Genomic DNA, 25882 nt, shown 5'->3' with positions numbered 1-25882 from the left:
TTCAGGCCGTGCTCAGGCGCGGCCAATCACAGTGCCTCACGTGCGGGAAATCCGCCGTGAGGCATTGTCGTTTTAGCCCTCGCCTCAGCCCCCTGCCGTAGCCTCGTGCTGACGAAACTCGCGCGGCGATACGCCGTATCGTGCCCGGAAGTCGCGCGAGAAGTGTGCGCCGTCGGAGAAGCCGCATTCCAGCGCAATGTCGGTGATACTGCGGGTGTCGTGGCGCAACTGCCATCGTCCGTAGTCGAGCCGCATGCTGCGAAGGAACGACATGGGCGAGACGCCGAGCGCCTCATGAAACGCCCGCTCCAGTTGTCGCCGCCCCACGTTCACATAGCGGGCGATGGCGTCGAGCGTCGGCGGGTTATCGATGCGTTGCTCGATGAAGTGCGCCGCCTGACGCACCCGGACATCGGCAATATGCGAGAGATCCGCGTAAAAGTGCGCCTGCGGCAGCTTCGCGGGCCGGATGCCTTGCAGCATCATGTGGCGCACCACCTGTTGCGCTTTGGCCTGACCGCAATGACGGGCCACGAGATACAGCCCCAGATCGATGGCGGCCGTCGAGCCAGCACACGTTATCAGGTCGCCCTCGTCGACAAACAGATGATCGACGACGGCCTTCGTCTGCCCGAAGCGCGTACGAAACGCGTCCAGCACATTCCAGTGAACGCACACCGTGCGTGAGCCGACCAGCCCCGCCTGCGCCAGCGTGAACGTCCCCGTGCAGATACCGAGCATGCGAACGTGCTGCGCGCTCGCCCGCTGCAACCAGTCGCGCAATGGCGGCGGCAAGTAGGTATTCGGGTAGTCGTTGCCGCCGCACATGGCGATGTAATCGAAGCACGACGGATCGTCCGGCAACGCGCTCTCTACGTTGATCGCTACGCCTGCGCTCGACTGACGCGGCAGACCGTCCATGCTCATCACGCGCCAGTGCACGTCGATCTGACGGCTGCGCCCGCCGTGATCGGCTGCCAGACGCAGCACGTCGATGAGCCCCGCGAATGCGGCCAGCGTGAACTGGTGGAGCAAAACGAGCCCGATCGACAGCTTGGCTTCGGTACACGGTGGGGTGGCCACGCGCGCGGCATCCACGACATCGCCACCGTCATCGCCTCGCGGCGAGACATCGGGCACCAGCCAGTTCGGGGCACGCGTCGTGGACTTCATTTTTTTTTGCGGTCTCCTGTCGGGCGTTTTTGCCGTATTGATAGCGTTTCGGATGTCGCGTTTATACAAGTTTTTGACCGACGCTTGCAAGTTGGCGACAACCCTTGCTCGCTACCATGCATCACAGTGATTCAGCGCTCAGCACTGAATGCACGAGATGGACGTAATGCTTGCAAGCGTTGGAATGACTGGCCACACCTTCCTCGAGGGACGACATGAAATTCTGCAACCGCAACACCTTACGGAAGTCCGCCATTGCCTTGGCTGCTACGGCAATCGCGACGACCGCGTCTTTAGTTTCCTTCGGGGCATACGCACAGGGCTCACGTGAGTCATCGCGCATTACCGTCGCCATGTACGGCGGTAACTGGGGAGACGCCTTCAAATCCTGCGTGGCCGAGCCGTTCACCAAGGCGACCGGCATTGCCGTCACGCCCGAGATCGGCACGTCCACCACAACGCTCGCCAAGCTGCAACAGCAAAAGAATTCGCCGACCATCGACGTCGCATGGCTCGACGGCGGCATCAGCGAACTGGCCTTCGATGCCGGCGTGGTCGATAACCTCGACCCCGCAGCCATTCCCAATCTGAAGAACGTCAGCACCAAGGGCGTCTATCGCAATGGCAACACGACGTATGCGGTGAGCTCCGGCTACTACTCGCTCGGCCTCACGTACAACACCAAATCGGTGAAGACCCCGCCGACGAGCTGGAAAGACCTCTGGAAGCCCGAATACGCGGGCGCGGTCACCGTGCCGTCGCCGTCGAACTCGGCGGGCGTGCCGTTCGTAATCTTTCTGGCGCACGTGCTGGGCGTCGATCCGTCGAACCTCGGCTCGGTGTACAGCAAGCTCGCGTCGCTCGACGCCTCGCTCTTCTACGATAGCTCGGGCGCTGCGACCAACGCGTTCCAGAGCGGCGAGGCGATCATCGGCGCACACTTCAACGTCGGTGCATGGGATCTGATCGACAAGGGCGTGCCGATTGCCTTCGTCGTCCCCAAAGAGGGCGTGTGGGCCACCGATGCCCGTCTGCATCTCGTGAAGGGCGCGCGCAACAAAGCCGCTGCCGAGAAGTTCATCAACACGGCGCTGACGCCTGAAGCCGCTTCGTGTCTGGCGAGCAAGCTGTACCTCGGCCCGGCGGTCGCCGGTGTGAAGGTGTCGCCCGATGTGGCCCGCAAGCTGCCGTGGGGCGCGAACGGGTCGGTCGACGATCTGAAGCTGTTCGACTGGAGCATGATCAACGCGCGCCGCGCGGAGATCACGTCCGCGTGGAACCGTCAGGTGTCCGCGAAGCGGTGAGGAAGGGTAGTGTCATGACAGCATTGCTATCTCTGGACGCGGTCTCCAAGCGCTTTGGCGGGTATCAGGCGCTCGACCGCATCAGCCTCGACGTGCGGCAAGGCGAATTTATCGCGTTGCTCGGACCGAGCGGCTGCGGCAAGACCACGCTCCTGCGCGCCATCGCCGGTTTTCAGACGCCCGACAGCGGCCGTATCGCCATCGACGGCGAAGACGTCACGCAGTTGCCCCCGTATCGTCGCCCGCTCAATACCGTGTTCCAGCAGTACGCGCTGTTCCCGCACATGCGGGTGCTGGAGAACGTCGCCTTCGGGCCGCGCCGTCAGGGCGTCGCCCGCGACGAAGCTGCCAAACGCTCGCGAGAAGCACTGGCGATGGTCGGCCTCGAGAACTTCGGTGAGCGCTACCCCCGCGAGTTGTCGGGCGGGCAGCAGCAGCGCGTGGCGTTGGCGCGTGCCATCGTGAACCGTCCCAAGTTGCTACTGCTCGACGAGCCGCTTTCCGCGCTCGACATGAAGTTGCGCAAGCGCATGCAACTGGAGTTGAAACATTTGCAGGAGAAGCTCGGCATCGCTTTCGTCTTCGTGACTCACGATCAGGAAGAAGCGATGACGATGGCGGATCGCATTGTCGTCATGAATGCGGGGCGCATTGAGCAAGTGGGGGCAGGCATCGACATCTACCGCCGCCCGGCGACACGCTTCGTCACCGAATTCATCGGTGACGCCAACATGATCGCTTTCGACGTGCGCGACGGTGCACTGCATCTCGATATGGCAAGGCCGGCCCAATGGCCCGTGTCGGCGACGGTGCCGGGGCGCGGTGTCGCCGTGCTTCGCCCGGAGCATCTTCACGTAGTGGCGGACGCGGCCAATGCATCGCAGGACACCGCGACCTGCCGTCTGCGCGGCGTGCTGGTCGATATCGTCGACATTGGCAGCCACGCGGTGCTCTATGCCGACGTGGGCGCGCAACGCATCGTGGCGCGCACGACGAGCGGTATCGCTGCGACGCTGCGTGCCGGGGCACCGGTGCATCTCGGTTTCGATCCGGCCGATGTACATCTGATCGGGGACGCCGCATGACCCCGACCCCGGCCCTGAGGCTGCCCGCGCATAGCGAGACAACGCGCTCGCTGCGACTGGCGCCGGTCTGGATGATCGGTGTGCCGTTGCTGTTCTTCGCAGCGTTCTTTCTTGCACCGCTGGCTGTCGTGCTGGTGGCGAGCGTCACCGAAAGTCACGGTGCCGGTCTCTCGGCGCTGACCTTCGCGAACTATGCCCGCGTGCTCGCGGATAGCTACCACTGGGAGGTCACACTCGTCACCTTCCGCATTGCGTGTCTGACGACCGTGTTCAGTGTGCTGCTTGGCTACCCGCTCGCGTGGTACCTCGTGCGCATCGTTCGCTGGCAGGCGTGGCGCCGTGCATGTGTGATTCTGCTGGTGGTGCCGATGCTCACGAGCAATATCGTGCGCTCGTTCGGCTGGATGGTGCTGCTCGGGCGCAACGGGCTGGTCAACGAGACGTTGCTGATGACGGGCCAGATCGAGCGTCCGATTCGCTTTCTCGGTACCGAGACGGGCATTCTCATCGGCATGGTCTACGTGCTGCTGCCGTTTGTCGTACTCGCCGTGGGTAATTCGCTGGCCCGGGTGGATGTGTCGCTCGAACAGGCGTCGGCGGACCTTGGCGCCAAGCCGTGGGAAACCTTCTTTCACGTGACGCTGCCGCTGACGATGCCCGGCATCGTGGCGGGCGCCATCATGGTCTTCACGCTCGCGGTGTCGGCGTACGTGACGCCTGCGTTGCTCTCGGGTGGTCGCATCACCGTGCTGTCGATGCTGATCTTCCAGCAATACAGCACCACGTTCGACGTCCACTACGGCGGCGCGCTCAGCATCGTGCTGCTGGTGTTCACGCTGGTGATGGTGGTGTTGGCCGGCCGTGTGGGCACGGTACGCGGAGGTGTCCGATGATCGCGCGCGTTTCCATCCGTCTGGTCGCGTGGGCCGTGCTCGCGTACCTGATGCTGCCGCTGGTCGTGATTCTGGGCAGTTCGCTCACGGCCACCGAGTTTCTGGCGTTCCCGCCGCAGGGCATCACGTTGCGTTGGTATCAGCAGATGCTGCACGACCAGAGTTATCTGGCCGCCTTCTCGACGAGCACGATGCTGGCGCTGGCGGCCACGGCGGCGTCGCTCTTGCTGACGGTGCCGGCATCGCTGGTGCTGGCGCGCTACGAGTTTCGCGGCAAGGCGGCGCTCACCGCCGTACTGATGGCGCCGCTGACGTTGCCGCACATCGTGCTCGGCGCGGCGCTGTTGCAGTTTGGCGGGTACTTCGGGCTCACGCGCAGCTTCCTGTCCTTGCTGATCGGTCACACCATCATCGTCGCGCCGTTCGTACTGCGCTCGGTGCTCTCGATGATGACGCCGGAGCAGCGGGCGCTGGAGGAAGCGTCGAGCGATCTGGGGGCGAACCCGTGGACGACGTTCTTTCTCGTGATCCTGCCGCGCATTCGCCCGGGGATTGTCACGGGATCGATCTTCGCGTTCATCTCGTCATGGATCAACGTCGAGCTGTCGATCTTCAATACGACGGCGGACCTCAACACCATTCCGGTCAAGTTGTTCAACTACGTGCAGTACACGATCGACCCGACGATCGCCGCGGTGTCCGGCGCGACGATTCTGGTAGCCGTTGTGGCGATCGTGATTCTGGATCTCACCATCGGTCTCGACATGTTGTCTGACCGGCGTTAATTCGTAACTCCTCACTCTCAACCGATTTTTCTGGAGCAATCGCCATGCGCAAGCAAGACGCGTTCGACGTTATCTACACCCACACCGAAGGTGAGCCGCTTTGCATCATCCACAGCGGCATTCCGTACCCGGCCGGTTCCAGCATTCTGGAAAAGCGCGCCTTCCTCGAAGCGAACTACGACTGGCTGCGCATGGCGCTCATGCGTGAGCCGCGCGGTCACCGCGACATGTTCGGGGTGTTCCTCACGCCGCCGTCGAGTCAGGAATTCGATGCCGGTCTGATCTACATCGACGGCACGGAGTACTCGCACATGTGCGGTCACGGCACGATTGCTGTGGCGATGGCGATGGTCGCGCACGGGTTCGTGCCGCGTGGCCCGAACGGCATCACCCGCATTCGCTTCGAGACCACGGCAGGGCTAGTGGTCGCCGAAGTGGCCACGGAAGGCGACGAAGTGCTGTGGACGCGCTTCGAGAATGTGCCCGCTTATGTTGCGGCGCAGGATGTGCCGGTGCATTTGCCGGGGTACGGCGATCTGAAAGCCGACATCGTGTGGGGCGGCAACTATTTCGGCATCGTCGATCTGACCCCTTGCAACCTGCGGATTTCGCCCGAGAACGGCAGCGAACTGTCGCGTCTGGGCTTGCTGGTGCGTGACCAGATCAACGCGAAGATGCGCATCCAGCACCCGACGCAGGCACACGTCAACAACCTCAACTACGTGACGTTCTGGCATTCTCCGACGATCGAAGGCGCGTTCTACAAGAACGTGCACGTCTTCAGCGCCGGTCAGCTCGACCGTTCGCCCGGCGGCACGGGCACCAGCGCGATGATGGCGATGTTCGAAGCGCGCGGGAAACTGAAGATGAACCAGCCGATTCTGACCGAAGGGTTGCTCGGCAGCGGCACGTTCGAAGGTTGCCTGCTCGGTGAAGTCGATTTGAACGGTACGCGTGCCGTGCGCCCGACGGTCAAGGGCACGGCCAGTGTGCTGGGCACCGCGCGTTGGGTGATCGATCGCAAGGACCCGGTCGGCGCGGGCTTCTTGGTGCGGTAAAACCCCGTGGGGGGGTAGGGGGGGCTATGAGGGATAGATGTCCTTTTTGCCCCTCCTGGTGACGTGCACGCGCGCTGCACCATGACGCTTCGGAATCACGTCGCGGCGTGCGGTGCACGACTGCACCGGCTGATCAGTTGCGCAATAATGTCCGCATTCCGGCGCGTGTCGCAGTGCACGCATTCACGTCATCGAGGACATTAAATGCGCAATCTCGACCAGCACACGATTACCGACGAGGTGATCGGCCGGTTTGCCGACACGCCCGACCCCCGGCTCAAGGAAGTCGTCACCAGTCTGGTTCGCCATTTGCATGACTTCGCGCGAGAGGTCGAACTGACCGAAGACGAGTGGGCGAAGGGCATCGCTTTCCTGACAGCGACCGGCCAGAAGTGCGACGACAAGCGACAGGAATTTATTCTGCTGAGCGACGTGCTGGGCCTGTCGATGCTCACCGTAGCGATGAACAACGCGAAGCCGCCGCAGTGCACCGAGGCAACCGTCTTCGGGCCGTTTTATGTCGAGGGCGCGCCGCACTACGAGAATGGCGACGACGTGGCGAACGGTGCCGCTGGCGAGCCTTGCGAAGTGAGCGGTACGATCCGCGATTTAGCGGGGCAGCCCATTGCGGGCGCGAAAATCGACGTTTGGCAGGCCGATTCGGAAGGCAAGTACGATGTGCAGCGCAGCGAGCTGGATCATCCCGAAGGGCGGGGTGTGCTGCACGCCGACAGCGAAGGGCGATACCACTTCCATAGCGTCTTGGCCGAGGCGTATCCGATACCGACGGATGGCCCGGTGGGCGATCTACTGGCGGCAACGCGACGCCACCCATGGCGCCCGGCGCATCTTCACTTCCGTATCGAGGCACCGGGGTACGAGACGTTGGTCACTCACGTCTTTCGCTCGGACGACGAGTGGCTCGACTCGGATGCCGTATTCGGTGTGCGGCAGTCGCTGATTGCGCCGTGGGTGCAGCGCGACGACGGCAGCTATGCCCTTCACTACGACTTCGTGCTCAATCCCGTCGGCGAACGCCGGGGCTGAGCGTTCTTCCGCCCCTCCTGCAACGTCCATAGCGCATCGAGCACGTATTGCGTCGCTTGTTCGCTATAGCCAGTGCGGTGAGCAATACCGAGTTGTCGCCAGAGCGCAGGGCGCAGCGCGCGCATGGCGATTCGCTCGTCCAGCACGGCGTTTTGTCCTTCCTGCGGTAACAGCGCGGCGCCGTAACCGGCCGCCACCAGACTCTTGATCGCGTCGTTGTAGTTGATCTCAATCCGTGGGGTCGGGTGATGCCCGGCAGCGGCAAACCACTCAGTGGTCAGCCGCGAGAGACGCGTCGTGCTGTCGTTCAGAATCAGCGGCTGCGAGGCCAGCCATTCAGGCGTCACCTGTTTGGGGCCATCCCAATGCGCTGGCAGAAACGCCATGACCGGATCGCGCCGCCAAGGCTTGATGACGACGCCTGCTACCGGCGTTTGCGGTAGCGCGACCAAGCCCACATCCAACGCCCCCCGCCGGAGCCGATCTAGGGTCTCCTGCGACGTCAGAATGGCCACCTGAACGTCAATGTCAGGGTGATCCAGCCGAACCGCTTCGAGCGCCTGAGGCAACAGGTGTGCAATCGCGCCGGTAGACGCCCCGATCCTGACCCGGCCCGCCAACCCCTGCGCATGACGCTCGATGTCTTCCAGCGTCTGTTCGGCGTCGGCCAGCAAGCGTCGCGCCCGCTCGACCAATACTTCTCCCACTGACGTTGGCCGCACCTCGCCGCGCTTGCGCGTCAGCAGCAGCGCGCCAACCCGCGCCTCAAGATCCGCAACGTGCAGGCTTACGGTCGGCGGCGAGAGATGCAGTGCCTGCGCTGCGTCGGCAAACGAGCCGCTGTCCGCCACGGCAACCAGCGTCTTCAGGCGGTCCAGACTGATCTCTCTCATGCCACGCCCCTCATTGATTCAGAAAAATGGAATTTCAGATTCACGGAATTCAACTTTTCTTATTCTACCCGTGGCCGGATCATAAGGGACCGAGCAATATCCACGACCGACTGACGAGGGATTCCGACCATGTCTTCTCCGCTTATCTTTATCGACGGTGACCAGGGCACCACTGGGTTGCAGATCCACGGGCAACTGCGCGACCGCAAGGACATCCAGCTGATCACGCTGCCTGACGCGCATCGCAAGGATCCTAAACATCGTGCGGAAGCCATCAACAGCTGCGACATCGCGATTCTTTGTCTGCCGGACGCTGCGGCGCGCGAGGCGGCCGAGTCGATCGTCAATCCGCGTGTGCGCGTGATCGATGCGAGCTCGGCGCATCGCACGCATCCCGACTGGGTCTACGGTTTTCCCGAAATGACGGAAGGTCAGGCGGCGCGTGTCGCGCAAGCGAACCGTGTGTCCAACCCGGGTTGCTACCCGACGGGGGCTATCGGTCTGCTTCGCCCCCTGATGGAGGGTGGTTTGATCCCTGACGGCTATCCGATCAGCGTCCACGCCGTGTCCGGGTACTCCGGCCGTGGCCGTGCTGGCGTGGAGGAAAACGAAGGACCAAACGCGTCCCCCCGCTCTCAATACCGTGTCTACGGTCTGGAACTGGCACACAAACACGCGCCGGAAATTCAGCAGCGCGCGGGCCTCGCGTATCGCCCGCTGTTCGTGCCGTCGTACGGCTCGTATCGTCAGGGTATCGTGCTGACGATTCCGCTAGAGACGCGCCTCCTGAAGCGCGGCGTGGACGGCGCCACGCTGCACAAGCGTCTGGTCGATCACTACGCCGGTCAGGAATACGTTCGCGTCATGCCGATGGAAGCGCCCGGTGTCGTAAAGCAACTGGATCCGGAAGCGTTGAATGGCACCAACGTCATGCAGTTGAGCGTTTTTGCCAATCAGGAACGCGGTCAGGTGTTGCTCGCCGCGGTGCTCGACAATCTTGGCAAAGGGGCGTCGGGCGCGGCGATTCAGAATCTGGAACTGATGCTGACCCGGTAAGCGTGTGGTCGAAGGGGAGGGGCGAGCCGCCATTGCCTTATCATGGGGGCTTCCTCTCCCGAAAACACCCTCATGCAAGTGCTAGTCGACGCGGACGCCTGTCCCGCGCCCATCAAGGAAATCCTGTTTCGCGCCGCGCGCCGTGAGGAGTTGCTGGTCACGCTCGTCGCGAACCAATTTCTGCGCACGCCGCCGTCGCCGTTCATCAAATCGGTTCAAGTGCCTTCGGGCTTCGACGTGGCGGATGCCCGCATCGTCGAGATGGTCGAACCGGGCGATCTGGTGATTACGGCCGATATCCCGCTCGCCGACGCCGTCATCGATAAGGGCGGGAATGCGCTCGATCCCCGGGGAAGCTGGTTCACCCGCGACAACATCAAAGAGCGCCTGTCGGTGCGCGACATGATGGATCAACTGCGCAATGCCGGTATCGAAACGGGCGGCCCGGCCCCTTTCAGCCCGCGTGACAGCAAGACGTTTGCCGGTGAACTGGACCGTTTTCTCGCCCGCCGCCGCACGCAGCCCCGTCAGGGCTGATCAGCAGAACACACCCTCACTCCATCACCCGGTTCGCCGCCATTGCGCGCCCGCGCAGCCAATTGATGCTCGCGAATAGCAGCACCGCGAACACGATCAACATGGTGGCGACCGCCAGAATCGAGGGATCGATCGAATCGCGGATGCCGCTCCACATTTGGCGAGGCACGGTCTTCTGATCCGGTCCGCCGATAAAGAGAATCACGATCACCTCGTCGAACGACGTGGCGAACGCGAACACGCTTCCCGTAGCCACGGCTGGCGTGATGAGCGGCAGCGTCACGCGACGGAATGTGGTCCATGGCGTCGCGCCCAGCCCAGCGGCGGCGCGCAGCAGACTCTGGTCAAACGACAGCAATGAGGCCGTCACGGTGATCACGACAAACGGCGTGCCCAACGCCGCGTGCGCCAGAATCACCCCCGGATAAGAGTTCACGAGCCCGAGCGGCGCAAAGATCAGATAGAACCCCGCAGCGACCACAACGATCGGTACGATCATCGGCGAGATGATGATCGGCATGATCACCGAGCGCAGCGGAAACTGCGACCGGCTCAAACCCAGCGCGGCGAGCGTGCCCAGACAGGTGGCGATCACCGTCGACGCCGCACCGATGCCGATGCTGTTGAGCAACGCACGTTGCCAATCGGGGCTGGTGAGGGCCTGTTCGTACCAGCGCATCGAAAAGCCGGTCAGCGGATAAGAGAAATACGAGCCGGCGTTGAACGACAACGGCACGATCGCGAGAATCGGCGCGATCAGGAAGAACAGCGTGAGCGCGGTGTGCAGGCGTACCCAGCGCCACGCGACGCGCTCCGCCAGTACCGTATTGCGCTTGTCCTGCTTGGGCATGCCTGCGTCTCCCGATCAACGAGCCAATCAACCGAAACGCAGCCGGTCGATGCCGACAATGCGGTTGAAGATGAAGTAGAAGATGGCGGTGAAGATCACGAGAAACGCCGAGAGCGCACCCGCGAGTCCCCAGTTCAGTTGGGTATTGGTCTGCATGGCGATCAACTGGCTGATCATCTCGTCGCCCGCACCACCGAGCAGCGACGGCGTGATGTAGTAGCCCAGCGCCAGCACAAAGACCAGAAAACACCCGGCGCCAACGCCCGGCAGTGTCTGCGGAATGTAGACCCGCACGAACGCCGTGAACGGATGCGCGCCAAGCGACTTTGCTGCGCGCATGTAGACCGGCGGCACGCCCTTCATGACCGAGTAGATGGCGAGAATCATGTAGGGCAGCAGCACGTGCGTCATACCGATCAGCACGCCAGTGCGGTTGAAGATCAGCGGCACCGGGTGCGTCGTCAGCCCCAGACCTGACAACAGACTGTTGATGACGCCCCCCGGCTGAAGCAGCACATACCAAGCGGTCGTGCGCACGAGCAGCGACGTCCAGAACGGGACGATCACAAAGAGCATCAGACAATTGCTCTGCTTCTCGGGCAAGTTAGCGAGCAACCACGCCACCGGGTAGCCGAGCACGAGACACAGCAACGTCACCGTCGCGCTGATCGTGATCGTGCGCACGAATGCTGCCCGATACACCGACGCGTTCTCGGGCAGCGAGGCAATGACACCTTGCGGCGTTACCTGTGCGTCCATACCCGCGAGCAGATAGTCCGGCGTGGGGGAGGTCGCGGCGCGCTTCAACAAGCGCCACGTTTCGGGCGAACTCCAACGCTCGTCGATGGCGATCATTGCGGGTTTCCACGCGGGCGGCGTTTCATCGCCGACGGCGCGTGCGGTCCGCATGAGCAAGCTGCGGAACTCCGGCTGCGCGAAGTTCATCCGTCGGGCAATCGTGCCGAGTTGCCCGCTTTCGCGCGCCTGCTTCAAGCCCGAAGCCAGCACTGCGAATGTCGATTCACCGGGCACGCCGCTGCCGTCCCAAGCCACCAGTGCCTGCGCCAACTGCGGCATACCGTCGGAGATCTCGTGGTTCTGCACACTGCGGGCAAGCAGCAGCGCAATGGGCGCGATAAACGTCGAGAGCAGAAACACGATCAACGGTAAGGCCAGCCACAGCGCCCGCATCGACGCGCGCCGTTGCACTTTCCTGAATGAAACCATTCCTTCGGCGCTCGTGTGAGCGCCGGGTGACGTGGCGTGAGTCGATGCGGGCATGTCGGTCCTCTCGTGCTGGCCGTCGCGTTACTGCGTCAGCCACACTTGGAAGCGCTTGTTGATCGCATCCGCGTTGTCGGCCCAGAAGTTGGCATTGATCTGCACGGCGCGCTTGAAGTTCTCCGGCGCGGTCGGCATGTCGGCCAGCCGCTGCTTGTCGACGTACTGGATCGCATCTTTGCGCGGCGGCGCGTAGGCGATGTACTTCGAGAGATCCGCAGACGCTTTCGGCTGCGATGCCGAGACGATGAACTTCGCCGCAGTATCGGCGTGCTTCGCACCGGCCGGCACTGCCCACCATTCGAAGTCATAGACTTGCGCGTCCCAGACGGCCTTGAACGGCTTCTTGTCCTTCTTCGCAGCGTCGTCGATACGGCCGTTGTAGGCCTGCACCATCACCACGGCGCCGTCGGCGAGCAACTGCGGGGCCTGCGCGCCGGACTCCCACCACACGATGTTCTTCTTGATGGTGTCGAGTTTCTTGAACGCCCGATCGACACCGGCCGGCGTGGCCAGCACCTTGTAGACATCCTTCGGATCGACGCCGTCAGCGATCAGCGCCCATTCCATCGTGACCTTCGGCGACTTGCGCAGACCGCGCTTGCCGGGGAATTTCTGCAAGTCGAAGAAATCGTTGACGGTGGTCGGCGCGGCCTTTAGCTTGCTCGCGTCGTACGCGTAGATGGTGGACCACACCATGCTTGCAACCGCGCATTCGCTGATCGATCCGGGAATGAAATCGCTGCTGTTGCCCAGCGACTTCTTGTCGAACTTCTTGAGCAAGCCTTCATCGCACGCCGTAATCGCGTCGTTGGTTTCGAGATCGATCAGGTCCCACGTGGTGTTCTTCGCCTGCTCCATGGCGGAGAGCTTGGCGAGACCACCGTCATACGACTCGGTGGCGAATGTGACGCCAGTCTTCTGCGTGAACGGATCGAACCACGCCTTTTTGGCCGCGGCTTCGAACGCGCCGCCAAAGGTCACCACACTGAGCGTTTCCGCGGCGTGTGAGGCGGTGGCGGCAAACGCGAGTACCGCAAGCGCGGCGCATTGGGTTTTCAGGGAAGTGCGCATGTCAGTTGGCTCCTGCGGGTGCGGTCAAGATGAGGGACGGGGAAGGTGCGGCTGGGGAATCGATGGCGGGCGCTGCGAGTGGCGCGCAGGTCGCGAGAATCTTGCAGTCATCGTGACGCCAGGCCACATCGATCGTGTCGCCGGCGTTGGGCAGGGCATGGCGCTGCGTGTTGGGCACCTTCACGACAATCGCGTCGTGGGAGCCGAGGGTGAGATGCACGCGGTGGTGATCGCCGCAATACACGATGTCTTCGACGCGGGCGCGCACGACATTGCTGTTCGGGTCCGAGGGCGTGGCTTGCCCGCCCACGGCAGGGGATGCAGCCGAAACTTGAGGGATATGCGCACGTTCGGGGCGCAGCGCGAGCATCGCGTCGTCGCCCGCACTCAGTCCTTGTTCGCAGCGGCCGCGAATCATGCTGCCGTCCGAGAGGGCGAGCGTCGCCCAGCCGTCGTGGGCCTGCACGACGTGCCCGGTCAGTCCGTTGTTCTCGCCGACGAAGTTCGCGACGAAGGCGTTTTGCGCGTTCTCGTAGAGCTCGCTGGGCGGTGCGGCTTGCTGAATGCGGCCATCGGAAAACACGGCCACGCGATCCGACATGGTCAGCGCTTCGGCCTGATCGTGGGTCACGTAGACGATGGTGAGCGACAGTTCGCGATGCAGCCGCATGATCTCGTACTGCATCGTTTCGCGAAGACGCTTGTCGAGCGCGCCGAGTGGCTCGTCCATCAACACCACGCTCGGCTCGAACACGAGCGCCCGTGCGAGCGCTACACGTTGCTGTTGGCCGCCTGAGAGTTGCGAGGGCCGGCGATTGGCCAGATGCGACAACTCGATCATCTCCAGCGCGCGCTTGACCCGTGCGTTTTGCTCGGTACGGCCCACGCGCCTGACCGACAGCGGGAACGCGACGTTCTGCGCAATCGTGAGATGCGGAAACAGCGCGTAGTTCTGAAACACCATACCGATGTCGCGCTGATGTGGCGGCTTGTCGTCCAGCCGCTTGCCGTCCAGACGAATCTCGCCGTGGGTGGGCGACTCGAACCCGGCGAGCATCATGAGCGTGGTCGTCTTGCCCGAGCCGGACGGGCCCAGCAGCGACAGGAATTCTCCCTTGCGCACATCGAGGTTCAGGTCGTCCACGACATAGCTCGCGCCGTCGTAAGACTTGCTCACACCCGAGAACGAAATGAAGGATGGGTTCGGCATCGTGATTGCGTCCTGTGTTCGTGGCTTACGTTAGGGCGAACAGGCCCTAGGCCATCCTGGCGGCCAGATAGCGTGCGAAATCGTAATTCGGGCGCTCGAGCCGGCTCAGGTGTCCGGGCTTCGCGAGCGGCGCATGCACGCCGCGAAACACCGCTTCCACGCCGCGCCGGTCTTCGGCATTCACTTCGTCGAGCAGCTTCTTGAGCGACACCATGTGCGCATTCGCGGCCGGGTCAGCGACAAACTCAGGCGAGAGTCCGCCACCAAAGCGGATGTGCACGCGGTCCACGCCTCTGGGCTGCAACACGAGATACCAGAAGTACCCCGGCGTGAGCGTGACGAGATGCGTCGGGTAGATGGCAAGCAGCGCCGTGGTCTTGCGCCAGTGGCCTTCCAGTCGCGTGTTGTCGGGATGCGCGTTGCCGATGGGCAGCGTCGCTTCCTTGGTGATCCAGTGGTAGTTGAACGCCGCGTGTCCGGGCGGGCATTCCATCTCTTCGAGCTTCGAATGCGGACCTACCGTCGCGCGGTGCAGCATCGGCAGGTGATAGCTCTCCATGAAGTTCTCGGCGAGGATTTTCCAGTTGGTATCCCAGACGTGTTCTTCATAGAAAGTTTCGATGTAGTCGGTCATGCCGTACTGCGCAATCAACCCGGTGAGCTCGGCAAGCTGGGTGGCCACCGGCGGCGCATCGTTGTCGAGCGTGACGTAAATCCAGCCTTGCCACTGCTCGCAGCGAATCGCTGGCAACCGGTAGCTTTCCTTGCAGAAGCCCGCTTGCTCGTCCATCATCGGCGCGCCTTTCAGGGCGCCGTCGAGCGAGTAGTTCCACGCGTGATAGGGGCACACGATGCGCCGGACGTTGCCGCGACCTTCGAGCAGCACGGACATGCGATGCAGGCAGACGTTCGACATGGCCTTCAACTGCATTTGCTCGTCGCGCACCACCACGACCGGTTGATCGCCGATTTGCGCGCTCAGGTAGTCGCCGGGCTCGGCGAGGGCGCTCGCGCGGCCGACGCACTGCCATTCGTGCGCAAAGATGTCGCGCTGTTCCCGGGCGAGAAAGTCCGGCGACGTGTACACGCCGGGCGGCATGGCCCGTGCGTCGTCGAACGGGCGTTCACCACCGGTCCGCAGCGCGTCGATGAGCGCCTGCCCTGCGATCGTCCCTGTCTGCTCAGCCATGAAGCCCTCCGCTCATTCGCCATGACGCTCGGGCAACGCTGCCAGCCCTCACGCACCGCACTCAACATGAACATCAATCTATCAAGCCAAATTGCAAGCCAAAATATTGTTTTTGGATACAGGGCAAAGGTTTTGCCTATGCAGGGCCTGATTCGTCAACGCGACGCTGCCTACTGCGATGCCAGATGGAGCCGCTGGATGTAGTTCTCGGCAAACGAGGCAAAACGCTGCACGACCCGGCGGGGCTTCATCGTGCGCGATTGCGCGACGCCCAGCATGATCGCGTTGACGTTGTCTTTGAAGCGCTTGATGACGAACTCTTCGCCATCGACTGTCCGGTTCGACTTGAGCGGGAAATTCAGCAGGCTGTAGCCCAGACCGTTGGCCACCATGCCGCGCACGACTTCCGGCTGCGACGAGCGGAATGCGGGGACCGGCCGGTTGCCCACGGCGTCGAAGAGGGCGGCAAAGTATTCGCGGCTGTGCGGCAGATCGAGCATCACGTAAGGCTCCGGCAGCAGGTCGGCAAGCGATACCTTGCGAGCGCGGGCCAGCCGGTGCGTGCGCGGCAGGATGGCATAGGGCGGCAGCGAGACCAACGGCGTGAACGCGATGTCGTCGCTCAGGTCGAGGCTGTACGTGAGCACCAGATCGAGTGAGCCATCGTGCAGGCCGCGCAGCAGCCCGTCCTGATGCGCTTCCACCGTGCGAAAGGCGATGCCCGCGTGCTCTTGCGTGAAGCGGCTGATGAGCCCCGGCATCAGGGGCGGGGCCAGCGACGCGAGGCAGCCCAGCGCAATCGAGCCTGTCATGCCGCCATCCATCTCTTTGGCCGCCATCTGCAACTCTTCGGCGGTTTTCAGCAGGTTGCGCGCCTGCCCGAGCAAATCACGCCCGGCTTGGGTCAGCGACAGGCCGCTCGCGTGATGCCGGATGAACAGCTGCACCCCGAACGAGACTTCGAGATCCGCCAGCGCGGTGGAAATGGAGGGCTGTGAGATATGCAGCCGTTTGGCGGCCGCCGTGAAGGACAGCGCTTCCGCCGTGACCACGAAATAACGCAGCTGACGCAGCGAGTACCGCAGGGGCTGCGTATCTAACGTCTCCAACGTTGCCAAGGTAGCCAGGTTATCCATCGGCATCGCTCCATAAGGCGGCATGGGGTGATGGCATTGTGAAATCGAAAAAAAAGTCTGCATAGTCAAATCCGATGCTTTGCATTTTTTAAATATATTTTTCGGATTCTGTCGAGGCGCGTAGATTTTCGCGAATGACCTACCCCCGCGGGGCGTTCGGAATCAATCTGCCTTCTGAAGGACGCAAGCCATGACAGTGCAAACAACGTCAATCGATACGCTCGTCGTCGGCGCCGGGCAGGCCGGTGTGGCGATGAGCGAGCACCTGAGCAAGCACGGTGTGCCGCATCTCGTGCTGGAGCGCTCACGTATCGCCGAGCGCTGGCGCACCGGACGTTGGGACTCGCTGGTAGCGAATGGCCCCGCATGGCACGACCGCTTTCCGAACCTGACTTTTGCGGAGATCGACCCTGATAGCTTTGCCTCGAAAGAGCAGGTGGCCGACTACTTCGTCGAATACGCGCGAAAGATCGAAGCGCCGATTCGCACAGGTGTCGAAGTGACGAAGGTCGTGCGCAACCAAGGCCGGCCGGGCTTCACCGTGGAAACGTCGGACGGCACGCTCGAAGCGCTGCGCGTGGTGGTGGCGACCGGCGCGTTCCAGCGTCCGGTGATTCCCGCCATCGCGCCTGCCGACGCGCGGCTGACGCAGATTCATTCCGCCGACTACCGCAACCCCGGGCAATTGCCGCCGGGCAATGTGCTCGTCGTCGGCGCTGGCTCGTCGGGCGTGCAGATCGCCGATGAGTTGCAGCGCGCCGGGCGGCAGGTCTATTTGTCGGTCGGCGCGCATGACCGGCCCCCACGTGGCTATCGTGGACGCGACTTCTGCTGGTGGCTCGGTGTGCTCGGCGAATGGGATGCGGAAATCATGCGGCCGGGCCGCGAGCACGTGACCATCGCGGTGAGCGGTGCGCACGGCGGTCATACGGTGGACTTTCGACGTCTGGCGCATCAGGGCGTCATGCTCACCGGGCTGACGCAGTCGTTCGAGGCCGGTGTCGTGCGTTTTCAGGACGATCTGGCACAGAACATCGCGCGCGGCGACGAAAACTATTTGTCGCTGCTCGATGCTGCGGATGCTTACGCCGCCCGCAACGGCCTCGACCTTCCCGAAGAGCCGGAAGCCCGCGTCATTCCGCCCGATCCGGCGTGCCTGACGAACCCGCTGCGCGACCTCGATCTGGCTCAAGCCAACGTCACGTCGATCGTCTGGGCGACGGGCTACGCCGTCGATTTCCGCTGGCTGCAAGTCGATGCCTTCGGCGAGAACGGCAAACCGAAGCATCAACGCGGCGTCTCGCAGGAGCCGGGCGTGTATTTCCTCGGTCTGCCGTGGCTCTCGCGTCGCGGATCGTCGTTCATCTGGGGCGTGTGGCATGACGCGCGGCATATCGCGGACCACATCGCCACCCAACGCAAATATCTCGCCTATTACGACTCGCCAACGATTTGAGGGGCACGCCATGAGCCAACCGACGCATACCCGTATCCGCATGTTCAACACGAAGGAGACGTATCCGAATCAATCGCTCGATAACGATCTTTGTCAGGCAGTGCGTGCGGGAAACACGGTCTACGTGCGTGGGCAGATCGGTACCGACTTCGCAGGCAATCTAGTCGGGCTGGGCGATCCGCGTGCGCAGGCCGAGCAGGCGATGAAGAACGTCAAGCAACTGCTCGAAGAGGCCGGCAGCGACTTGTCGCACATCGTCAAGACGACCACGTACCTGACCGACGTGCGCTTTCGCGAGCCGGTTTATCGCGAAGTGGGGAAGTGGCTCAAAGGCGTGTTTCCGATTTCCACGGGGCTGACCGTGGTCGCGCTGGGGCAGCCCGAGTGGTTGATGGAAATCGACGTCATCGCCGTGATTCCCGATGGCTGCACGCGTCCCGGCGCGTAAGGCAGTGAGGCGCATAAGGCACGTAAGCGAGGTAAGGAGCAAACATGACCTTCTCTATCGTTGGACGATGTGAAAAGACCGGACAACTCGGCATTGCGATCAGTTCGTCGAGCATTGCTGTCGGGGCACGGTGTCCGTGGCTGCGCGCGAACGTTGGTGCAGTGTCCACACAGAACGTGACGCTGCCTGCGCTGGGGCCGCAGATTCTGGACCGTCTCGCCGAGGAAGCGGTCGATCCGGCAACCGCGCTGAGCCGAACGCTGGCCGCCAGCGACTGGAGCGAGTACCGGCAAGTCACCGTGCTCGATGCGCAGGGCCGCACGGCGTTCTTCAGCGGCCAGCAAACGCTGGGGATATATAACGCCGTGGCCGGGGTGCAGTGCGTGGCCGCAGGCAACATGTTGCGGGGGCGCGAGGTCATCGACGCCATGATCCCGGCGTTCGAGAACACGCCTGGCCCGCTGGCTGACCGGTTGCTCGCTGCGATGCATGCGGCAATGGCCAGTGGTGGCGAGGCGGGGCCGGTGCACTCGGCGGCGCTGAAGATTGTGGGCGACCTGATCTGGCCGATCGTCGACTTGCGCGTCGATTGGGCCGACGAGGACCCCATCGGCAAGCTGGACGGGCTCTGGCAAGCCTACAAGCCGCAAATGCAGGACTACGTGACCCGGGCGCTGAACCCCACGGCTGCACCGAGCTATGGAGTGCCGGGCGATGAATGACGTGTCGAGCCGCGCATTGCTGGAAACGCTGATCGGATTCCCCACCGTCAGCCGCGATTCCAATCTGGCGATGATCGAGTTCATTCGCGATTACCTTGCGCAACACGGGGTGCAGAGCGAACTCTTCTACAACGACGAGCGCACCAAGGCCAATCTGTTCGCGACTATCGGTCCGCAAGATCGCGGCGGCATTGTGCTCTCGGGGCACACCGACGTCGTGCCGGTCGATGGACAGGCGTGGACTGTCGATCCGTTTCGCCTCATCGAGAAAGAGGGCCGTCTTTACGGGCGTGGTACCGCCGACATGAAGGGCTATATCGCTTCGGTATTGGCGGCGGTGCCGATCTTCGTCGCGCGTGACTTGCGCATCCCTGTGCATCTGGCGTTTTCGTACGACGAGGAGATCGGCTGTCTTGGCGTGCGCCCCATGCTCGCAGAGCTGGCCAAGCGCCCGCACAAACCGGTGCTGTGCCTGATCGGCGAGCCGACGGCGCTCAAGCCCGTATTGGGGCATAAAGGCAAGCTGGCGATGCGATGCTGCGTGAAGGGCGCACCGTGCCATTCGGCGTATGCGCCTTATGGCGTCAATGCCATTCAGTACGCGGCACGGCTCATCAACTGTCTGGAAGATATCGGCGAAGAACTTGCCGACCCCGAGTATCACGACACGCGCTTCGATCCACCGTTTTCCACGGTGCAGACTGGCGTCATCAAGGGCGGACGCGCGCTGAACATCGTGCCCGCCGAATGCGAGTTCGATTTTGAAGTGCGGGCGTTGCCGGGGTTCGATGCGACGCATGTTGCCCGGACATTGCAGCATTACGCCGAGACCGATCTGCTGCCGAAGATGCGCGCTGTGAAACCGGACACCGACATTCGTCTGGTCGAGTTATCGGCATATCCAGCGCTGGCGACGCCACCGGATAGCGACGCCGCGCGTCTGCTGGCGATGCTGTGCGACTCCCGGGAATTCGGTACGGTCGCGTTCGGCACCGAGGGCGGATTGTTCAACGAAGTGGGCATTCCGACGGTGGTGTGTGGCCCGGGCAGCATGGATCAGGGGCACAAGCCGGATGAGTTCGTGAGCCTCGAACAACTCGAAGGCTGCGACGCGATGCTGCACCGCCTCGCCGATCACCTTGCGACCTGAGCGGCGCCGCAATCTATACAATTCACTTCCATCAGCGCAACGAGGCAGTGAGCGATGGATAGTGTAGAGAACGTGCGAGCCTTCCTCGCGGTGGCCGAAATGGGGAGCTTCACGGCGGCCGCACGCCGGTTGGACGTGTCGGCGCCAGTGGTGACAAAGCGGGTCAGTGCGCTGGAGAAGGAACTGGAGGTTCTGCTCTTTCAACGCACCACCCGCAGCCTGACGCTGACCGCCTCCGGGCGCGACATGCTGGGCAGCGCCCGCGATTTTCTGGCGGCCTATGAGCGGCTGTCCGAGCGCGCGGCGGTGGATGATCGCTCGCTCGGCGGCCGCTTGCGCGTTAAAGCGCCCGCGTCGTTCACCAACCACTTTCTCGGCAAGTTGCTCAACGAGTTCTTCCTCACCCATCCCAAGGCGAGTCTCGAACTGCAACTGGCGAACCGGGCCGTCGATCCGGTGCTGGAAAATTTCGACTTCGTCATCACCGGGCTGCCCGTTACCTACGACGGTGTCGAAGAGTTTCCACTGTGCCCGTTCAAACGGCTGGTCTACGCGTCGCCCGACTATCTGGCGCAGCACGGCACGCCCGAACACCCGTCAGACCTGCCCGGCCATCGCTGCCTGCTCTACTCGTATCAAAGCACCGTGCGCACGTGGACGTTCACCGATGCGCGCGCCGGCGACATTCAGGTGAGCGTCGACGGCGGCTTTGCGACCAACGATATCGACGCCATGCACAACGCCTGCGTCGACGGCATGGGCGTAGCGATACTCCCGCGCTATCGCGCCAATGACAGCGTGCGGGCAGGGCGTCTGGTGCAGTTGCTGCCCGGTTTCGGGCTGCCGGACTACTGGATCAAGGTGCTGCGTCCGGCCAATCACCACAATCCCAAGCTGTTCCATGCCTTGCTCGATTACCTCGTCGCAGGGCTCGCCCGACTGGAGGAGCAGGGCACTTACCTGTGACCTCGCACGTCACGTGTTTTGTCTGCCAATCCCGGTCATCGGGTGACGCGCGATTATTTCCGAATCGCGTGTTCTGAACTTCCACTTCGCCCCTATATTGCGGGGCCGCGTTCGCCCATTATCTGGGCCAGCCGTGCGCTGCCTGCCAGTCGCGCGGTACCCAAGACAATAAAAGAGATACAGGAGACAACCGTGAAGCACTGGATCGCTTGCCTGCCCCTTGCGGCATGCTCGCTGAGCGCGTTCGCGCAAAGCAACGTGACTATCTACGGCGCGGTCGACGCCGCCATGACCTACGTGAACAACAGCGGCGGCAAGTCTGCATGGCAGGCGGCCAGCGGCGGGCGCGCGGGTGACAAGTTCGGCTTCAGCGGGGTCGAGGATCTGGGCGGCGGCTTGTCGGCGATCTTCACGCTCGAAGCGGGTTTCAACATCATGAACGGCGCCTCGCAGCCCGCCAACACGATGTTCGGCCGGCAAGCGTTCGTCGGCTTCTCGGACAAGCGGCTCGGCACGCTGACGATCGGTCACCAGTATTCGATGACCAACGACTACTTTGTGCCGCTGTCCACGTCGTTCATGTTTGCCGGTGGTCTGGGCGCGACGCTGGGCGATATCGACGGCTCGTGGAATTACAACAAGATCAACAACGTCATCAAGTACGAGAGCCAGACTTACGCCGGACTGAAGTTCAGTACGATGCTCTCGCTGGGTAACGTGGCGGGGAATTTCGCACAGGACCGGACGTACGGCTTCGGCGCGTCGTACACGAGCGGCGGTCTGCAAGTGGCTGGCGCGTACATGAACATGCGCACGCCGGGCACGTCGATCTTTGGCGCGGCCACTTCGGCGCAGCCGGGGGCGGCCTATTCGAACCCGGTCACCAACCCGATCTTCCAGAACTACGTCACGGCCACGAGCGAGCAGGTGGTTGGCGGCGGCGCGAAGTACACGTGGGGCAATTCGCAGGTGTCGGCCATGTACGAGAACGTGCGCTTTCTCGATATCGTGCGCACGGCAGCCAACCCGCTGGCACCGCCCAACGCCGTCTTCAACAACTACCAAATCAACTACGGATACTCGTTTTCGCCGCGCACCATGGCGGGTATCGGCTACCAGTACAGTTTTGCGCCGGGCGGACATTACCAGTCGGTCGAAGGCGGCGCGGCCTACAATTTCTCCAAGACGACGTACCTCTACGGCATCGTCGTCTGGCAGCACGCGAGCGGGCACGATTCGACGGGCAATGTGGCCGTGGCCGACATCTTCGGTCTGACGGCATCGACCACGCCGAATCAAATGGCCGTGCGCGTGGGTTTGCGCAAGCTGTTCTGACCGCATCGGTCTATCGACATCTCGACGGAATCTGAACTCGCATGCCAAACACCAACACCTCCCCGAACGCGCCGGCGCCGCTCGATCTGCAATCTTTTCTCGACGGCCGCCGCATGTCGGGGCTTCAGTGGCGCGTTGTCGTCCTGTGCTTTCTGATCGTCGCCATCGACGGCATCGACATCGGGCTGGCAGCCTACATCGCACCGGCCGTGCGCCGGGAGTGGGGCCTGTCGGTCGCGGAACTCTCGCCAATTTTCGTCTCGGCACTGATCGGCATGATGGCCGGCTCGCTGCTGTTCGGGCCGCTGGCCGACCGGCGCGGGCGGCGCTTTGTGTTGCTGGCGTCGGTGGCGACCTTTGGGCTCGCCACGCTGGCCACGCTGTTCGCGACCAACGTCACCGAACTATCGATCCTGCGCTTCATCGCCGGTGCGGGCATCGGGGGCGCTTCGCCCGCAGCGGTCACGCTGACGGCCGAGTACGCGTCGGGCAAGCGCAAGCTGTCGATCATTACGCTGATGATGTGCGGCAATTCGATGGGGTCCGCGTTCGGTGGCGTAGTGGCCTCACAGATTATCGAGCGGCACGGCTGGCACGCCATGGTGCTCGTGGGCGGGGTATTGCCGCTGCTGCTGTTACCGGTGCTGTGGGGGCTGTTGCCTGAGTCGATGCGCTTTCTCGCGTTGCGCCGACCCCATGAGCAGGACCGCCTGCGCGCACTGGGTCGCCGCATCGCTCCCGATGTTGTGACGCCGCAGACCACCTTCGTTGCCCTTGAAAAGAAACAAAGCCGCTCGCCGGTACGTGAATTGCTGGTGGCGCCTTATGCACGCGGCACGTTGCTGCTGTGGGCTGCGTTCTTCATGGGCCTTTCGGTGCTGTACCTGATGGCAAGCTGGTTGCCGACCATCATTACGAATTCCGGTGGCTCGATGCGCAACGCGGCACTCATCACCGCGCTGTGGTCGATTGGCGGCACCACGGGCGGTCTGCTGCTCGGGCGAGTGATGGACAGTGCGCGACCGGCGTGGGTGCTGGGCGCGGCTTATGCGGTGGCGTTCGTGACGGTGATCTGCATCGGCCGCACTTTCGGCAATGCGGCCGTGCTTGCCCCGCTCGTGTACATCGCTGGGGTTTGCATCAGCGGCACGCAGGTCGGTCTCAATGGCCTCGCGGCAACGTATTACCCGACGGCGAACCGGGCGACCGGGGTGGCTTGGGCGACGGGCATCGGGCGTTTCGGTTCGATCCTCGGTTCGAGCGTGGGCGGCTTGTTGCTCGGCTCGGGCATGGCGTATCCGGTGCTATTCGCGATCGTCGGTGTGCCTGCGCTGGCCGCCGCGTTCTGCATGTTCGCGATGCCCGCCGCCCGCCGTGAACCCGCCCCGGCGTTGGCACCCGTCAGCCGCTGATCACTGACCACTTCTTTCACGACTACTGGACACCACGACTCATGGCATTTCCCGGTCCGGCGTTTCTCGCTCTCTGGAACGACGTTACGCCGCAGCATGCGCAGGAATACAACCGCTGGCATACGCGCGAGCATGTGCCGGAGCGCGTCGGTATCGACGGCTTTATCGAGGGGCGGCGCTATCGGCATGCGCTGCCGGGACAGCGGGAGTATTTCACCGCCTACGGTGCGGTGTCGCCCGAAGTCTTCCGTTCGATGGCGTACCTGAACGTGATCGACGAGCCGACGCCGTGGTCGGCCAACATGCGCTCGACCTTGACGAACGTGCTGCGTGCACCTTGCCGGACGCTCGGGTCGGTGGGTGGTGGCACTGGCGGAGCAGTTGCTTGCGTTCGCCTGCAAACAGATACCCCGGCGTCGTCGTCGCTAGGCGCCATCCCGCCATTGTTGGAGGCGTGTGCAGCACTGGACGGTGCCGTCGCCGCGCATCTGGGTGAGGTTTTCGACGCACAGCCGAACGCCTTTGCCCACTGGACGGCGGCCGACATGCCCACGCATGTTCTGCTAGTCGAGACGGAGGATATTGCGGCGGCGGAGGCATTGCGTGAGCGCATTGCGTCGCTCGCAGCGGATGCGCTGCCGGTGTTGGCACCGCCTGCCGTCGATGTGTATTCGCTGATCTTCGCGATCGGCCACGATGATGTCGATGCGTCGCTGCGCCGCACACGGTAATCGTGTGTGGCGATGCAAAGAAACAAGATTGATGGAGCCCCCCGAATGAAAGCCCTTCAGAAAACGACCGCTGCCTTTGGCCTTGAGTGGCGCGACGTTCCCGAACCGGACCAGCCCGGCGCGCTCGATGTCATCGTCGACGTGACAGCCGCCGGTATTTGCGGCAGCGATGTTCACATCTACGATTGGTCGGGCGGCTATGACTTCCTGCGATCCGCATTCCCCGTGACGCTGGGCCACGAATTCGCGGGCCGCGTCGCGACCCTCGGTGCGGCGGTCGATACGCTGCAAGTCGGCGATGCTGTCGTGGTTATCCCTTCGGTCGAATGCGGCGTGTGCGAATACTGCGTTTCCGGACGCGTCGATGAATGCCGTGACCGCCGGGGTATCGGCATGATGCGCGACGGTGCATTTGCCAGCCGTGTGCGAGTCCCCGCGCGCAACTGTCTGACGCTGCCCCCCGGGCTGGATGCCGGTGTCGCGTCGCTGGCGGAGCCGCTGTCCATCGGGATGTCGGCGGTGAAGACGGCGCAGGTGCGCGCAGGTGACCGTGTGCTGGTCATGGGCCCCGGCACGATCGGTCAGGCCATTGCCGTGCTGGCGAAGGCGCGCGGTGCTCGCGTGGCGATCGTTGGGCACAACGACGCAGAACGTCTCGCGACGGCCCGTGCGCTGGGTATCGACGCCACGCTGGATCTCGACGGCGCCCCTGAAGGCGCGATGCGCACGCTATTGGGCGAGAACGAATACGACGTCGTCATTGAGGCGACGGGCGTTGGCGCGGCGGTGCAAGCCGGGCTGGATGTGTTGCGTCCGTCGGGCGTGTTCGTGGTCTGTGGCATCCACGGCAAGCCGATCAGCTTCGATGGCGCGAAGCTCGTACGCCAGCGTCACCAGATTCGCGGGACGTATCGGGCGACACGCGCGACGTGGCAGGAAGTGCGCGATTTTCTGGTGGCGAACCACGCGGCGCTCGCACCGATGGTCACGCACCGGTTGCCGCTGGCGCAGGCCATCGATGGGTTCGAGATGGCACGCAACAAGATCGGCTCGAAGATCGTGCTGGTGCCCTGATAGCGGGCCGTGCAATT

Annotated in this window: 25 protein-coding genes; 17 read left to right on the top strand and 8 right to left on the bottom strand. The window is 63.2% G+C overall.

Annotated elements, in window-relative coordinates:
- Positions 1 to 84 precede the first annotated feature (84 nt).
- Positions 85 to 1173 carry a GlxA family transcriptional regulator gene (locus tag AT302_RS19115; protein ID WP_084656328.1) on the bottom strand — a complete coding sequence of 363 codons (1089 nt, stop codon included), beginning with the start codon at positions 1171 to 1173 and terminating at the stop codon, positions 85 to 87.
- 215 nt (positions 1174 to 1388) lie between these two features.
- Here AT302_RS19115 and AT302_RS19110 point away from each other — a divergent pair, with 215 nt between their 5' ends.
- The 6 genes from AT302_RS19110 to AT302_RS19085 all read left to right on the top strand — a co-directional run bounded on the left by AT302_RS19110 (position 1389) and on the right by AT302_RS19085 (position 7345).
- Positions 1389 to 2477 carry an ABC transporter substrate-binding protein gene (locus AT302_RS19110; protein WP_058375365.1) on the top strand — a complete coding sequence of 363 codons (1089 nt, stop codon included), beginning with the start codon at positions 1389 to 1391 and terminating at the stop codon, positions 2475 to 2477.
- Between the two features lie 14 nt (positions 2478 to 2491).
- Positions 2492 to 3562: an ABC transporter ATP-binding protein gene (locus AT302_RS19105; RefSeq protein ID WP_058375364.1), complete on the top strand. Its 1071-nt coding sequence runs from the start codon at positions 2492 to 2494 to the stop codon at positions 3560 to 3562.
- The gene (locus AT302_RS19100; RefSeq protein WP_058375363.1) at positions 3559 to 4455 is read left to right on the top strand and encodes an ABC transporter permease; all 897 of its coding nucleotides are present in this window, start codon (positions 3559 to 3561) and stop codon (positions 4453 to 4455) included. Before AT302_RS19105 ends, AT302_RS19100 begins: the two co-directional genes overlap by 4 nt.
- Complete coding sequence (locus AT302_RS19095) at positions 4452 to 5240, top strand: ABC transporter permease (RefSeq protein ID WP_058375362.1); 789 nt, start codon at positions 4452 to 4454, stop codon at positions 5238 to 5240. Before AT302_RS19100 ends, AT302_RS19095 begins: the two co-directional genes overlap by 4 nt.
- 44 nt (positions 5241 to 5284) lie before the next feature.
- Positions 5285 to 6298 (top strand): proline racemase family protein, encoded by a 1014-nt coding sequence (locus AT302_RS19090; protein WP_058375361.1) that lies wholly within the window; start codon positions 5285 to 5287, stop codon positions 6296 to 6298.
- Between the two features lie 204 nt (positions 6299 to 6502).
- Positions 6503 to 7345, top strand: coding sequence for an intradiol ring-cleavage dioxygenase (locus tag AT302_RS19085; protein WP_058375360.1), 843 nt, complete (start codon positions 6503 to 6505; stop codon positions 7343 to 7345).
- On the opposite strand, the gene AT302_RS19080 is transcribed toward AT302_RS19085, so the two are convergent.
- Positions 7303 to 8238: a LysR family transcriptional regulator gene (locus AT302_RS19080; RefSeq protein ID WP_058375359.1), complete on the bottom strand. Its 936-nt coding sequence runs from the start codon at positions 8236 to 8238 to the stop codon at positions 7303 to 7305. The genes AT302_RS19085 and AT302_RS19080 overlap by 43 nt on opposite strands.
- A 129-nt stretch (positions 8239 to 8367) precedes the next feature.
- Here AT302_RS19080 and argC point away from each other — a divergent pair, with 129 nt between their 5' ends.
- Positions 8368 to 9294 carry an N-acetyl-gamma-glutamyl-phosphate reductase gene (argC, locus tag AT302_RS19075; RefSeq protein WP_058375358.1) on the top strand — a complete coding sequence of 309 codons (927 nt, stop codon included), beginning with the start codon at positions 8368 to 8370 and terminating at the stop codon, positions 9292 to 9294.
- 72 nt (positions 9295 to 9366) lie between these two features.
- A complete protein-coding gene (locus tag AT302_RS19070) occupies positions 9367 to 9831 on the top strand; it encodes a YaiI/YqxD family protein (RefSeq protein WP_058375357.1) in 465 nt (154 codons plus the stop codon).
- A 16-nt stretch (positions 9832 to 9847) separates the two neighbouring features.
- On the opposite strand, the gene AT302_RS19065 is transcribed toward AT302_RS19070, so the two are convergent.
- From AT302_RS19065 to AT302_RS19040, 6 genes are all read right to left on the bottom strand, one after another.
- Positions 9848 to 10681, bottom strand: coding sequence for an ABC transporter permease (locus AT302_RS19065; protein WP_058375356.1), 834 nt, complete (start codon positions 10679 to 10681; stop codon positions 9848 to 9850).
- A 27-nt stretch (positions 10682 to 10708) separates the two neighbouring features.
- Complete coding sequence (locus tag AT302_RS19060) at positions 10709 to 11962, bottom strand: ABC transporter permease (RefSeq protein ID WP_058375355.1); 1254 nt, start codon at positions 11960 to 11962, stop codon at positions 10709 to 10711.
- 27 nt (positions 11963 to 11989) lie between these two features.
- Complete coding sequence (locus AT302_RS19055; RefSeq protein ID WP_058375354.1) at positions 11990 to 13036, bottom strand: ABC transporter substrate-binding protein; 1047 nt, start codon at positions 13034 to 13036, stop codon at positions 11990 to 11992.
- 1 nt (position 13037) lies between these two features.
- A complete protein-coding gene (locus tag AT302_RS19050; protein ID WP_058375353.1) occupies positions 13038 to 14246 on the bottom strand; it encodes an ABC transporter ATP-binding protein in 1209 nt (402 codons plus the stop codon).
- Between the two features lie 46 nt (positions 14247 to 14292).
- Positions 14293 to 15435 (bottom strand): aromatic ring-hydroxylating oxygenase subunit alpha, encoded by a 1143-nt coding sequence (locus AT302_RS19045; RefSeq protein ID WP_058375352.1) that lies wholly within the window; start codon positions 15433 to 15435, stop codon positions 14293 to 14295.
- A gap of 170 nt (positions 15436 to 15605) precedes the next feature.
- Positions 15606 to 16571, bottom strand: a complete 966-nt coding sequence (locus AT302_RS19040) for a LysR family transcriptional regulator (RefSeq protein WP_058375351.1) — start codon at positions 16569 to 16571, stop codon at positions 15606 to 15608.
- A 190-nt stretch (positions 16572 to 16761) separates the two neighbouring features.
- On the opposite strand from AT302_RS19040, the gene AT302_RS19035 reads away from it, so the two are divergent.
- The 9 genes from AT302_RS19035 (at position 16762) to AT302_RS18995 (ending at position 25865) form a co-directional block, all read left to right on the top strand.
- Positions 16762 to 18027 carry a flavin-containing monooxygenase gene (locus tag AT302_RS19035; protein WP_058375350.1) on the top strand — a complete coding sequence of 422 codons (1266 nt, stop codon included), beginning with the start codon at positions 16762 to 16764 and terminating at the stop codon, positions 18025 to 18027.
- A gap of 10 nt (positions 18028 to 18037) precedes the next feature.
- The gene (locus AT302_RS19030) at positions 18038 to 18475 is read left to right on the top strand and encodes a RidA family protein (RefSeq protein ID WP_058375349.1); all 438 of its coding nucleotides are present in this window, start codon (positions 18038 to 18040) and stop codon (positions 18473 to 18475) included.
- Between the two features lie 44 nt (positions 18476 to 18519).
- Positions 18520 to 19197, top strand: a complete 678-nt coding sequence (locus AT302_RS19025) for a DUF1028 domain-containing protein (RefSeq protein ID WP_058375348.1) — start codon at positions 18520 to 18522, stop codon at positions 19195 to 19197.
- Complete coding sequence (argE, locus tag AT302_RS19020) at positions 19190 to 20347, top strand: acetylornithine deacetylase (RefSeq protein ID WP_058375347.1); 1158 nt, start codon at positions 19190 to 19192, stop codon at positions 20345 to 20347. The genes AT302_RS19025 and argE overlap by 8 nt, the downstream gene beginning before the upstream one ends.
- 54 nt (positions 20348 to 20401) lie before the next feature.
- On the top strand, positions 20402 to 21313 hold the full coding sequence (locus AT302_RS19015; RefSeq protein WP_058375346.1) for a LysR family transcriptional regulator: 912 nt from the start codon (positions 20402 to 20404) through the stop codon (positions 21311 to 21313).
- Positions 21314 to 21505: 192 nt separating this feature from the next.
- Positions 21506 to 22648, top strand: a complete 1143-nt coding sequence (locus AT302_RS19010) for a porin (RefSeq protein WP_058375345.1) — start codon at positions 21506 to 21508, stop codon at positions 22646 to 22648.
- Between the two features lie 41 nt (positions 22649 to 22689).
- Positions 22690 to 24060, top strand: a complete 1371-nt coding sequence (locus AT302_RS19005) for an MFS transporter (RefSeq protein ID WP_058375344.1) — start codon at positions 22690 to 22692, stop codon at positions 24058 to 24060.
- Between the two features lie 41 nt (positions 24061 to 24101).
- Positions 24102 to 24791 (top strand): DUF4286 family protein, encoded by a 690-nt coding sequence (locus tag AT302_RS19000; protein WP_058375343.1) that lies wholly within the window; start codon positions 24102 to 24104, stop codon positions 24789 to 24791.
- Positions 24792 to 24836: 45 nt separating this feature from the next.
- Positions 24837 to 25865, top strand: a complete 1029-nt coding sequence (locus tag AT302_RS18995; protein WP_058375342.1) for a zinc-dependent alcohol dehydrogenase — start codon at positions 24837 to 24839, stop codon at positions 25863 to 25865.
- Positions 25866 to 25882 lie beyond the last annotated feature (17 nt).

It is taken from the genome of Pandoraea norimbergensis (genome assembly GCF_001465545.3).
GTDB classification, from domain to species: domain Bacteria; phylum Pseudomonadota; class Gammaproteobacteria; order Burkholderiales; family Burkholderiaceae; genus Pandoraea; species Pandoraea norimbergensis.
This window is presented reverse-complemented; position numbering and strand designations above follow the sequence as displayed.